Origin of the sequence: Flavobacterium sp. 1355 (assembly GCF_017833415.1) — a bacterium.
Taxonomy (GTDB): domain Bacteria; phylum Bacteroidota; class Bacteroidia; order Flavobacteriales; family Flavobacteriaceae; genus Flavobacterium.
The window spans coordinates 237,450-249,842 of sequence record NZ_JAFICC010000002.1 but is presented as its reverse complement, the minus strand read 5'-3'; the positions used below and the strand labels follow the sequence as shown (position 1 = coordinate 249,842).

Sequence of the window (12,393 nt, the reverse complement as noted above, 5' to 3'; positions counted from 1 at the left end):
AACGTATCAATGAGTACAAAAGTACCCCATAATCACGATAATCAGGAAATTGATATTTTCCAGCTGTCAAGAACTGTTGGCAATTTCTTTGATCGAGTCAACACTTCTGTTTTTAGGTCGATTCAGTTTTTTGTGCGAAACTGGATTTTGGTCCTAATTTTAGTTATTCTCGGGTTTGGATTAGGATGGTATTTGGATTCAAACAAACAAACCTACCAAAATCAGGTTGTGGTAACTCCAAATTTCGGAAGCGTTGATTATTTATACTCAAAAATTGACTTAATCCAGGCTAAAGTTGCTGCAGGAGATGCCGAATTTTTGAAAAATGTAGTGGGAATTTCAAATCCGGAAACTATCAACAAAATTGAAATCAAACCAATTGCAGACGTTTATAAATTTATTGAAGACAAAGAGCAAAACTTCGAACTTATAAAATTAATGGCTGAGGTTGGTGAGGTAAAAAAGGTCTTGGAAGATAATGTGACAAGTAAAAATTACAGTCTTCATACCATTTCTTTTGTTTCGAAAAGCATGATAAATGAAAAAGAAGTTATTCAGCCGTTATTAAAATATTTAAACGATTCGGAATATTTTACTACTGCTCAAAAAATAGGGTACAAAAATCTCCAGCAGGAAATTACTCAAAATGATACAATAATTGCCCAGATTGACAATGTTTTGAATGGGTTTTCGAGTACAGCAAAAAACAATTCAAAAAGTGATAAGCTGGTGTATTACAGTGAAAATACGCAACTCAATGATATTATTAAGACCAAGCAGACTCTGGTTATTGAACAAGGAAAAAACAGATTGAAACTGATAAGTTCAGACAAAACGATTAAAGAAATAAGCACAACACTGAACATGAATGATAATAAAATTGTGAATGGAAATTTCAAATTTTTATTACCTGTTTTGTTTCTTGTTCTTTTCGTCTTTATTAGCTTGTTTCAGAAATTCTATAAAAATCAGCTTTTAAAATCTCAGGTAAATAAAGGTTAAAATATATATTTTACTTGTTAAGCATCATGAAACCAATTGAAAACAAATAATATTTTTGACAAAATCAGAAACAATTCTTTTGTAAAACAAAGTATTGTTACCTTGTTTTTGAGAGTTTCGGGAGCCCTTCTTTTATTTGGTTTTACTGTTTTTTTGACAAAATCCTTCAGTCCGAAAATTGTGGGCCAATATGATTTTTCACGCACATTTCTTTTGGTTGTAGGGAGTATATGTTTATTGGGATTTGACCAGTCGATTTTGTACTTTAAAGGACGGTTGGCCAGCAAAAAATCTTTAGAAGAATTAAAAAATATATATTCAAAAATGGTCTTCATGCTGTTTTTGTCATCATTAACGGCTTTTTTAATTATTCTGATAATTGATAAAAAAACAATAAATGACTATTTTTCTGATGATGAGGTTTATTCCATAATTCTTAAGTCATCGATAACCTTATTCTTCTCGGGAATATCGATTTTAAATACAGAGATTTTCAGAGCATTAGATAAATTAATCGTTGCCGAACTATTCAGAAATATTATTAAATACGTTCCATTAATTTTAGGCTCGACTGCCTTATTTTATTACCAAAAAGAAACTTATCTGGTAGATGTTTTTTTAATTGGATTTGTTGTGCTTGCCATTATCAGTTCCGTTTTTGTTTTTATTTATTTTAACAAAATAAAAAAACAAAATTCGACAGAAAAAATCTCACACAAAGAGATTTTTTTAAAATCATATCCAATTGCGATTAGCGGAATGGCACTGTTTTTACTGATGAGTTTTGATATCCTTTTTTTAAAAAAATACCGAAATGATGAAACAGTTGCCTTTTATTCAGTGGGAATCAAAATAATGACCATTGTTTCGATTATTATCATTACAATTAATATTACAGTTTCTGCCAAAATTTCTGAACATTTTTCGGGCCGGAACAGAAACGAATTAGCTAAGATTTTAAAGAACAGTTCCCGTACAATTTTTGGTATAACGTTTCCGGTAATTGTGCTGCTGAGTATTTTTTCAGGCCATATTTTATCTTTATTTGGTGAAGAATACATTGCAGCCAAACAAGCTTTTTTGATTTTGATAATAGGCCAGGGAGCTTGCTCTGCATTTGGCTCATCTTCTGTTTATTTGAATATGACTGGCAGACAGCACATTTACCAGATCATTTTGATCATTGCTGTGATCATTAATTTTGTTTTAAACCGATTATTAATTCCTGTTTATGGAATGACGGGAGCGGCTATTGCTTTTGTTTCGAGTTCTTTTTTCTGGAATTTTGTTTCGGCGGTAGTTATATACAGGAAAGATAAAATGAAAGTTTTTTTGAATTAATATGAAAGAAATAAATTCTAATAACGAAACCATTTTTTTCAGCATTATTGTTCCTGTCTATAATGTTGAACGTTATTTGGACCAATGTTTAGAAAGCATTTTGACTCAGAATTACTCTAATTTTGAGGTTTTACTAATTAACGATGGTTCAAAAGATTCATCATTAGAAATCTGTAAAAAGTATAAGCAAATCCATGATAAAATCATTCTGATTGATAAAGAAAACGGAGGAGTATCTGATGCAAGAAATACAGGTTTAAAAACAGCAAATGGAGAGTATATTTTTTTTTGTGACAGTGATGATTACTGGGTTGGAAGCGATACATTGTTAAACATTAATAATTTAATAAAAGAGTCAAAAGCAGATTTAATAATACACGAAGAAAGCCGTTTTTTTTCAAAAAGAGATATCGTTTATAAGCACAATCAAAAGTTTTTGAAGAATAAAAAAGGAAATTTTACGGATGAAATTATAAATTTGGTTTATTATGATTTGTATGCTCCTTCTCCATGTGATAAAATTATCAAAAGATCAATTTTGATTGAGAATGAATTGTTCTTTCCAACAGATAAAAGGTCAGAAGATATTGAATGGACTGGGAAATTAATGTATCATATTGAAACATTTAGTATTTATTCAAAATCCTTTTACTTTTATCGTCAGGCAAGAAAAGGCTCATTTACGACGAATATAGACGAAAAAAATGTAATTGATATTTATACAATGGTCAAAAATGGCCTGAAAAATCAACAGACTAATTCTGAAAAAATGAATCTTGCTGTAGAAAATTATTGGGCTTGTATCTATGTTATAATTTTAAAAGAATTTTATGTATTATCTCCAAAGTGGCGGAAAGAAATCTGGAACGATTTGTACGACTGGAAATATTTACTTCAATGGAATCGAAATTTAAAAGTAGATAAAGTAATGTTTTTTTATAAGTATCTATCGTTTAGATTTTTAATCTTTTTTTTAAACGGATACAGAATAAAAACGTCTTTTTATAAAAAACACAGGGCATCTAAATAATTTTTATCATGCAAATTTTAATTAAAAAAAGTACAGCTGCATTTTTGCTTATTGCGATGGCCAATCTGGTCGTTGCATTTCTTACTTTTTTTATATTGCCGCCAAAGTTTTTTTATGATTCTGCTATAATTATTTACGACAGATGGAATGAAGCAGGCTATCTCGGAAGTTATCCATTGACAATTTTGTTTTATAAAATTACTGGCTTGCGTTACCTTCCTTTCCCTGTAATTGCACTTTTACAATTCCCTGTTTTAATGTTCGTTCTATATAAAATTGGGATTCCTGAAAACTTCGAAAAAATAAATGTAAAAAATATTCTGGTCTATTTGGGAATTTTTATGATGGCTGTTTTTATTTCGATGCCATCAAAAGAGTTTATAACTTTTTTATTCATTACGCCCATAGTTTTTTTGTTTTCAAACAGGAGATATTCATTCAAAAAAACGGTATATATATCATTTTTGCTATTAATTGTTTTTGGCGTTTTTTACAGACCGTATTTTGCGTTGATCCCTATAATTGCTTATGGAATGTATTTAATTAGTTTCATTAATTTTAAAAACCAGGTTTTAACCACAATTTTTTACGGCTTGCTAATTGCTTTTTTTCTTTCCTTAAGTTATGGTTTAGTAAAAGGAGAATATTTCTCTGAGATGAGTCGGGAAGTAGTAAATAATGCGAGAATGGGATCAGCAGATGCAAATTCAATGATTGTTCCACCTCTAAAACCAGATACCTGGTATGGAGAAGCTATTGCTGTTTTCTATGGGTTTTTTAGTGTAAACGTTCCGGTAAACGGATTAAAGCATTTATTGTCGCCTCAAATTCTTGTCTTTGTAATCTGGCAGCTTTTCCTTTCCTATATTTTATTAGTACGTTTTTCAAAATGTTTAAAGAACAGGAATGATATGCAGTATGAGCTTTTCGTATTCTTTATTCTGTTTTCTTTTTTTATTATTCAGGGAGTTTTTGAGCCAGATTTAGGTTCTGCGGTTAAACATAAAACGGGTATTTTTCCTTTAATTTATTTTGCATTATACTATGAATATTTCCGAAAAAAGCTTCAATAAAATATTTCATGTTTTTTTATGTTTGATTGCTGTTGCCATGATTTTTAGGAAACCATGTTCGCTGCTTATTATTTTGTTTGCAGTATTTAATCTGATTTTCTTCAGGAAACTAAAATATACCAGAACATCTTTGATTTTAATGATTTGTATAGCTTCTCCGCTCTTACTCGAATTATTGCTTTTTTGGAATAATGATTCATTTGAAAAAGGGCTGAAAGCAATAGAAAAAAGCACCTCATTACTGATTTTTCCATTATTTATAATTGGCAATTATCAGCGTATCAATTTTTTAAAATTAATTGAAACATATGTAATTGCAACGACTATAGTTTTATTGTTTTTCTTCATCAGATTCAATGTTGTGTTTCCTGAATTAATGGATAAATATTTAATTGGAGTTGATTTATGGGAAATGGGTTATGAATTTTCAAAAACAATCGGAATTCATGCACCGGCACTCAATATGCATTTGGCTTTTGTGTCGGTTTGCGCATTTTATTTTGTTTTATATAACTTTCGTAATTATCAAAAACTACTAATTAAAACGGCTTGGATTGTTATTTTCCTGCTTTCATTTTTCTTTGTTCTTTTTGTCAATACCAGATTGGCATTGGCAAATATTTTTATTGGATTCTTACTTGTTCTGTTTGTAGAACTTAGGACTAAAATTGATTTAAAGAAAATGACTTTTATTGCAGTTTCAGTTTTGGTAATCCTATTTGGAATTTTATATCTTTTTATTCAGAAGGATCCGTACATGAAAGAAAAATATTCAAAGGTAACTTTTGCTTATATGGATAAAGTAGGCAAACTGGATGAAATTGAGCATCCTGAAGTTAAAGTTTTTAATTCATTGGTAACAAGAGTTTCAATTTGGAAATGTGCTTGGGAATTGTCTTTAAAAAATCTTCCTTTTGGAGTTGGTGCTTCTGATGGAAAACCGGAACTAAATGAATATTACAAGCAAACAAATCAAAAATTTCTGGCCAAATATGAATTTCCAACGCACAATCAGTTTCTTGATTTTTTGCTAAAGTTTGGAATCCTAGGACCCTTGGCTGTTATGCTTTATATTTTTACAATCGGTTATTTAGGATATAACTTAAAAAATGCCTTGATATTTTCTTTCTTTATAATTTTCTTCACTTCAAATCTTATAGATGATTTTTTGCTCCGTTTTGATGGAATTGCTTTTAGTGGATTTTGGTTTTCAGTCTTTGGAAGCTTTTGGCTGCAGAAAAGACTGACTGTAAATCTCTGATAATTGTTTGAAGTTTTTGTTTTTATCAAATAAGTTTTGACATCTCACAAAAGCATTTTCTCCAAAAGAAGTTCTTGTTTCCTCATCTTTCAAAATTTCAAAATAATTTTTCAATTCGTCAATATTTTCAAAAAGGAATCCGGTTTTTCCATGTAGAACAGCATCTTTATTTCCAATTATATTATTAGCAATTGCAGGTTTTTTAAAAGCCATTGCTTCTAATATGGAAATTGGCAAACCTTCCCAAAGTGATGTTTGCATGTAAATATCAATGTTGTTCAATTCTTTTAAAACTTTTTTGCGATCTAAGATCCAGCCTGTTATTCGTATGTTTGGCGCTGTAATTAAATGATTTAGATCCCCATCTCCAATCCATACAAAATTCAGGTTCGGAAAACGTAATGCAATTTCATTAAATAACTGAGGGTTTCTGGCGGCAGTAATTCTTGCCATAATACCAATAGTTAGTTTTTCATTTCTATTATCAGTAGCTAAATTTGAGGTAACACCAGGAATATCAATCCCATTCCGTACTAATTTTGATTCTCCAATTGTTTTAGCAATTTCATATTCGGTATCTCCGCAGGCAATTGTAGTTCCGCCAAACAGTTGTTGAATTCCCTTTTCAACCAGCCAGTATAATTTCTTTTTAAAAGTAGAGATATCCGTTCTCAGAAAAGCATATCCATGCGGCGTGTAAAACAGTTTCTTCTTTTTAAACAGAAAAAAATGTGCGATTCTGCCCAATACACCAGCTTTTGAAGAATGAAGATGAATAATGTCAGGATTGATTTTTTTGAGTTCCTGCCACAATTTATAAGTTGATTTTAAATCCTGAACAGGAGAAAACTCCCTAACCATATTGATTTTAATAAGATCAACTCCGTCAGAAAAATCTTTTTTTATATTTTCAGGATCAATTTCTTTTCGGTTTCCGCTGTAAATGATTGTGGTGTGGATGCTTTTATTTTGTTCTTCATCTCCAAAAAAAGTAGATAAATCTCTAAAATAAGTATAAACGCCACCACCAAGAGCTTCAATAATATGTACAACTTTCAAAACAGAAATGTTTAATTATGAGTAAAAATAGAGAAATATGCTTAGATACAATCGGTAAATAGTAAAGTTATTTCAAAAAATATGATTTTATATGACATTCAAAAGGCCAGATATTTTATTACATTTGTGGCTATTTCTTAGGATTTTATAAGAAGATAATCCAAAAAAATATTCAACAAATCAAATATGAAAAGAATACTTATCACCGGAGCAGCAGGATTTTTGGGATCGCATTTGTGCGACAGATTCATTAAAGAAGGCTATTTTGTCATTGGAATGGACAACCTGATTACCGGAGATCTTAAAAATATTGAACACTTATTTAAGCTAGAACACTTTGAATTTTATCATCATGATATTACCAAATTTGTTCATATACCCGGTGATTTAGATTATATACTGCATTTTGCATCACCGGCCAGTCCAATCGATTATTTAAAAATTCCAATTCAGACTCTAAAAGTTGGATCATTGGGAACACATAATTTGTTGGGATTAGCGCGAGTTAAAAAAGCAAGAATTTTGATTGCCTCTACGTCCGAAGTTTACGGAGATCCACTAGTTCATCCGCAAACAGAAGAATATTACGGAAACGTAAATACAATCGGCCCGCGCGGTGTTTATGACGAAGCAAAACGTTTTCAGGAATCTATAACAATGGCGTATCATACTTTTCATGGAGTAGAAACCAGAATCGTTCGTATTTTTAATACGTATGGCCCAAGAATGCGTTTAAATGACGGACGTGTAATTCCGGCTTTTATCGGGCAGGCACTTCGAGGAGAAGACTTAACGATTTTTGGGGATGGAATGCAAACGCGTTCTTTCTGTTATGTAGACGATCAGATAGAAGGTATTTTCAGATTACTGCATTCTGATTATGTGTATCCTGTAAATATTGGAAATCCGGACGAAATCACGATTAAAGATTTTGCCGAAGAAATCATAAAACTGACTGGTACAAACCAGAAAGTAGTATATCATCCGTTACCAATAAATGATCCTTTGCAACGTCAGCCGGATACAACAAAAGCAAAAGAATTATTAGGATGGGAAGCCAAAGTAAGCCGTTCTGAGGGAATGAAAATCACGTACGATTATTTCAGGTCATTATCTAAAGAAGAGCTTTCAAAAGAAGAACATAAAGATTTTTCAAGTTATATAAAATAACAATCTTCAACAGCCCGAATTTGTTAATCAGGTTCGGGCTTATTTTTAGTTTCAACATACATTCAGAAAGTAGTCAGCATCAGATGAACGAATTAGTTTCTATTATAATACCCACCTATAATACTGAAAAGTTCATTAGGACAACTTTGCAGTCAGTTCAAAATCAAACGTATCAAAACTGGGAAATGATTTTGGTTGATGATGCTTCAACAGACCGAACAGTTTCTGTTATTGAAGAATTTGAAAAAAACGACGACAGGATTAAACTATTCAAATTAGAAAAAAATTCCGGAAATGGTTTCGCAAGAAACATAGCTTTAGAAAAAGCGACTGGAAAATATATTGCTTATTTAGACGCAGATGATTTATGGTTTCCCAATAAATTAGAAAAGCAGATTGGGTTTTTAAAAGCGAATAATCTACACTTCACCTTTAGTTTTTACGATTGTATCGATGAAGAAGGAAATTCTTTAAACAGAAGAGTAAAAGCACCAATAAGTTTAACTTATGACCAACTGTTTTTTTGTAATTACGTTGGTAATTTAACTGCCATTTACGACGCTGATTATTTCGGAAAAATCATTTTAGAAGCTACACAAAAAAGACAAGACTGGCGTTTATGGCTCACGATTTTAAAACAAATCCAGGTTACAAAACCAGTTCCTGAACCGTTGGCATTTTACAGAATTAGGAAAGATTCTATTTCGTCATCAAAATTCAAATTGATAAAACACAACTTTGGTGTTTACAGAGAATTTCATGGATTTAATTTTGTGTTTTCTGTTTTGTTGATGGTGCGATTTTTATTCACACAGTTGATTATAAAACCTCGATTTATAAAGAAGATTTAAGATTCTTCAAGGTCACAAATTGTGACCTCCAATTATTTTTTATATCCAATTTTAACTCTTTCACTATCGTTTTCTTTTTTCTCTGTCAATTCATCCAAATAAGAGAAAACCAATTCTATATTTTTATCTTGATTCTCTAATTTCTTTTTGTCCCGAGGCTTCGGGATGAAGAATATCAACTTTAATTTCTGTTGTATCCAAAAGCATTTGTCTCACTTTCGTGAAAATTCGCATAATTCGCATATTGGTCTGAATTGCTTTGTCGCTTTTTAATACACTTGACAACATTAAAACGCCATGTTCAGTAAAAGCATAAGGTAATTTTCTGATTCCTCCCCAACTTGATGTCGCAATTTGCTACATCAAGTTTTCAAGTTCGATTTCGGTAAGTTGAAACATAAAATCAGATGGAAATCTCGATATATTTCTTTTGACTTGTTCGTTTAATCTTCTGGTTTCAACTTCATAAAGTGAAGCTAAGCCAAAATCAAGCATCACTTTTTGATTACGAATAAAATATATTTTGTTTGAAATAGTTTCTTCAGAAAGTAATGATTGATCGTTCATAAGTTTTTAAATAAAAAACAAATGTAAGATTTTATTTATATTTACAAATAAGATTTAAATTGCTTTAATTTCCCACGATTGGTTCTTTCTAAAACCTTTTTTCGGATAAAAGTGAAGTTTAAATTGGGTTCAAGATATAAGGAAATAGCTTCTTCAATTTTTTGAATTTGCTCTGCATTTAATTCTTTTTCAGAAACATATTCAATTTCGAAAGTATCCAGTTTGGTTTGTTTAATAATGAATTCTTTGACATTTCCGTCATCTTCAATAATGCTTTTGGTAACATAATAAAAAGTCAATCCGGGCGATTTTTTTCCACTTGGCAAAATGGCAATATCGTTGGTTCTTCCAATTAATTTCTTTAAAATCGGTTTTTGAGGTGTGCTTTTTTCATCCAAAATTCCGATGTCGCCAATTTCATATCTTATAAAAGGATTTGCTTTATTAAAGAGAGAAGTAATCACAATTCGGCCCTCTTTTCCGTAAGGAAGAATTTGATTATTTTCATCTAAAATCTCTACAAATAATGTTTCGGCGTTGACCTGCCATTCGCCTTTAGGATTTTCAAACGCAATTAAATCCAGTTCTGAAGCGCCATATTCATTGATAACCGGGATGCCAAATTGTTTTTCCAGGAGTTTTTTATCCGATTCAAAAAGCATTTCCGAAGTAACAAAACAAGCTTTTAGCGTTGGGCAGATTTCGTTTAGAATTATATTTTTTTGTTCTAAATATTTCGCAAACAAAACAATCGAACTCGTATATCCGTTGAGGTAATCAAATTTTTTTGTTTTGAATTTCTGTAAAAATTTCTCCAAAACAGTATCCGATAAATCAAAAACAGGAAATCGAAAGCGACGACTCAAAAAATCTTTAAAACGCTCTTTCCGGTATCCAATAAAATCCATTGGAATTCCATAAAAACGTGCTTGGTAAGAATGATTAAAATCTATCCCAAACCAGCCAAAACGCATAATATTAGATGCCCATGTTAAGGCATGAGAATATTTATCTTTAGCAAAAACAAACGGAGTTCCGCTTGAACCAGAAGTTTTATTGAGGTATACATTTTTTAAGGTATAACCTTTTGAAAGTCTTTCTTTGAGAGGTTTTTGTAGATTTTGCTTATTTAAAACAGGAAGATCTTCCCATTTTGGAGCAATTTTATCACCAATTAATTCGTTATAAAAGAAGTTATTTTTTAAATGAAAATTAACAATCTCGTCTTTTTGCTTTTGAAGAAACATTAAAAATTCTTCTTCTGATAATTTAGTAATTGCATCCAGATCAGTTTTTGCTTTCTTAATTGGAAAACCATTTAATTGAAGCGAAATATCAAAAAGAGAAATCATTAGCAGGTAAATTTTCATCAAAAATAATATTATACAATTACTAACTGTACAGAATCCAGAACTTTTTAAGATTTAATTATTTTTTACGTGCAAAAGCAATTATTTTTGCACCACAACTAAATATAACAACACATGACAATTTTACTATTGGGATCAGGCGGAAGAGAACATGCATTTGCATGGAAAATGACTCAAAGTCCGCTTTGCGAAAAACTTTTTGTTGCACCGGGAAATGCAGGAACCGCGGCTATTGCCACAAATATTGCAATAGCTCCAACTGATTTTGATGCAATTAAAACACTTGTACTCGAAGAAAAAATAAGTTTAGTAGTCGTTGGGCCGGAAGATCCATTAGTAAAAGGAATCTATGATTTTTTTAAAAATGACGAAGCACTAAAAAATATTCCGGTTATTGGCCCATCAAAATTAGGGGCACAATTAGAAGGAAGTAAGGAATTTGCAAAAGAATTCCTGATGAAACACAACATTCCGACTGCGGCTTATGACAGTTTTACTGCCGAAACTGTAGAGAACGGATGTGCGTTTCTGGAAACTTTGCAGCCTCCATATGTTTTAAAAGCTGACGGATTAGCAGCAGGAAAAGGCGTTTTGATCATTCAGGACCTTGAAGAAGCTAAAACAGAATTGCGAAACATGCTCGTTCACCAAAAATTTGGAGCTGCAAGTTCTAAGGTTGTAATTGAAGAATTTCTGGATGGAATCGAATTAAGCTGCTTTGTTTTAACGGACGGGAAAAGTTATAAAATTCTTCCAACGGCAAAAGATTACAAAAGAATTGGTGAAGGCGATACAGGATTAAATACAGGTGGTATGGGAGCAGTTTCTCCGGTTCCTTATGTTGATGCTGTTTTGATGGAAAAAATTGAAACCCGTATCGTAAAACCAACAATCGAAGGTTTTCAAAAAGACGGAATCGAATACAAAGGTTTTGTTTTTATTGGTTTGATCAATGTAAAAAATGAACCAATCGTTATCGAATACAACGTAAGAATGGGTGATCCTGAAACTGAAGTTGTGGTACCGAGATTAAAATCTGATTTGGTAGAATTATTTTTATCTGTTGCAGATCAGAAATTAGATTCTTTTGAATTGGAAGTTGATCCAAGAAGTGCTACAACGGTTATGGTTGTTTCCGGCGGGTATCCTGAAGATTTTGAAAAAGGAAAAGTAATCACAGGTTTAGAGAACATTACAGATTCTATTGTTTTCCATGCCGGAACAAAATTAGAAGAAGGAAATGTTGTAAGTAATGGAGGACGTGTATTGACGGTAACATCATATGGTGATGATTTCCAACAGGCCATAAAAAAATCTTACCAAAACATAGATAAACTAAGCTTTGATAAGATGTATTTTAGAAAAGATATTGGCTTCGACTTACTTTAAAAAAGAGTGAGCAGTAGTATCTTGGTTTTCTGTTCCTGCGTCATCAAAAATGCGTAATTGTTTTATCCAATAAACGATTGCGCATGCACAGATGATCATAAAAATCCAGTTAATTGTATTTGCACCAAACCATGTAATTAATTCCAAACGACGTAAAAAGTCAAGCGGAGCAAACAAAATATCAACGAATAAGTATTGTATTCCTTCAAAAAAAGCTTTCATAATTTATAAAATTATATGTTATTTATTATTTTGTAACGCATTGAAAACAAAATTCAAT

Annotated in this window: 13 protein-coding genes; 8 read left to right on the top strand and 5 right to left on the bottom strand. The window is 31.3% G+C overall.

What is annotated here, in order from left to right:
• The first annotated feature begins 9 nt into the window (after positions 1-9).
• Genes JOD96_RS03530 through JOD96_RS03510 form a run of 5 tightly spaced genes read left to right on the top strand, consistent with a single transcriptional unit; the run spans position 10 to position 5,707 of the window.
• Positions 10-1,002 (top strand): hypothetical protein, encoded by a 993-nt coding sequence (locus JOD96_RS03530; protein WP_209562885.1) that lies wholly within the window; start codon positions 10-12, stop codon positions 1,000-1,002.
• Positions 1,003-1,038: 36 nt separating this feature from the next.
• The gene (locus JOD96_RS03525; RefSeq protein ID WP_209562884.1) at positions 1,039-2,343 is read left to right on the top strand and encodes an MATE family efflux transporter; all 1,305 of its coding nucleotides are present in this window, start codon (positions 1,039-1,041) and stop codon (positions 2,341-2,343) included.
• A gap of 1 nt (position 2,344) precedes the next feature.
• Positions 2,345-3,373, top strand: a complete 1,029-nt coding sequence (locus tag JOD96_RS03520; RefSeq protein WP_209562883.1) for a glycosyltransferase family 2 protein — start codon at positions 2,345-2,347, stop codon at positions 3,371-3,373.
• Positions 3,374-3,381: 8 nt separating this feature from the next.
• The gene (locus tag JOD96_RS03515; protein ID WP_209562882.1) at positions 3,382-4,446 is read left to right on the top strand and encodes a hypothetical protein; all 1,065 of its coding nucleotides are present in this window, start codon (positions 3,382-3,384) and stop codon (positions 4,444-4,446) included.
• The gene (locus JOD96_RS03510) at positions 4,418-5,707 is read left to right on the top strand and encodes an O-antigen ligase family protein (protein WP_209562881.1); all 1,290 of its coding nucleotides are present in this window, start codon (positions 4,418-4,420) and stop codon (positions 5,705-5,707) included. Before JOD96_RS03515 ends, JOD96_RS03510 begins: the two co-directional genes overlap by 29 nt.
• Here the strand turns inward: JOD96_RS03510 and JOD96_RS03505 are convergent.
• On the bottom strand, positions 5,657-6,766 hold the full coding sequence (locus JOD96_RS03505; RefSeq protein ID WP_209562880.1) for a glycosyltransferase: 1,110 nt from the start codon (positions 6,764-6,766) through the stop codon (positions 5,657-5,659). The genes JOD96_RS03510 and JOD96_RS03505 overlap by 51 nt on opposite strands.
• A gap of 186 nt (positions 6,767-6,952) precedes the next feature.
• On the opposite strand from JOD96_RS03505, the gene JOD96_RS03500 reads away from it, so the two are divergent.
• Positions 6,953-7,936: a UDP-glucuronic acid decarboxylase family protein gene (locus JOD96_RS03500; protein WP_209562879.1), complete on the top strand. Its 984-nt coding sequence runs from the start codon at positions 6,953-6,955 to the stop codon at positions 7,934-7,936.
• 83 nt (positions 7,937-8,019) lie between these two features.
• A complete protein-coding gene (locus JOD96_RS03495; protein ID WP_209562878.1) occupies positions 8,020-8,787 on the top strand; it encodes a glycosyltransferase family 2 protein in 768 nt (255 codons plus the stop codon).
• A gap of 123 nt (positions 8,788-8,910) precedes the next feature.
• Here JOD96_RS03495 and JOD96_RS22410 read toward each other — a convergent pair whose 3' ends face one another.
• The 3 genes from JOD96_RS22410 to JOD96_RS03485 all read right to left on the bottom strand — a co-directional run bounded on the left by JOD96_RS22410 (position 8,911) and on the right by JOD96_RS03485 (position 10,706).
• Positions 8,911-9,075, bottom strand: a complete 165-nt coding sequence (locus JOD96_RS22410; protein WP_245188338.1) for a hypothetical protein — start codon at positions 9,073-9,075, stop codon at positions 8,911-8,913.
• Positions 9,076-9,144: 69 nt separating this feature from the next.
• Entirely contained in the window at positions 9,145-9,354 is a 210-nt protein-coding gene (locus JOD96_RS22405) for an ORF6N domain-containing protein (protein ID WP_245188337.1), read from the bottom strand.
• A gap of 41 nt (positions 9,355-9,395) precedes the next feature.
• Entirely contained in the window at positions 9,396-10,706 is a 1,311-nt protein-coding gene (locus tag JOD96_RS03485; RefSeq protein ID WP_209563019.1) for a phenylacetate--CoA ligase family protein, read from the bottom strand.
• A 132-nt stretch (positions 10,707-10,838) separates the two neighbouring features.
• Here JOD96_RS03485 and purD point away from each other — a divergent pair, with 132 nt between their 5' ends.
• Positions 10,839-12,113: a phosphoribosylamine--glycine ligase gene (purD, locus tag JOD96_RS03480; protein WP_209562877.1), complete on the top strand. Its 1,275-nt coding sequence runs from the start codon at positions 10,839-10,841 to the stop codon at positions 12,111-12,113.
• On the opposite strand, the gene JOD96_RS03475 is transcribed toward purD, so the two are convergent.
• Positions 12,105-12,335 (bottom strand): DUF6341 family protein, encoded by a 231-nt coding sequence (locus tag JOD96_RS03475; RefSeq protein WP_209562876.1) that lies wholly within the window; start codon positions 12,333-12,335, stop codon positions 12,105-12,107. The genes purD and JOD96_RS03475 overlap by 9 nt on opposite strands.
• Positions 12,336-12,393 lie beyond the last annotated feature (58 nt).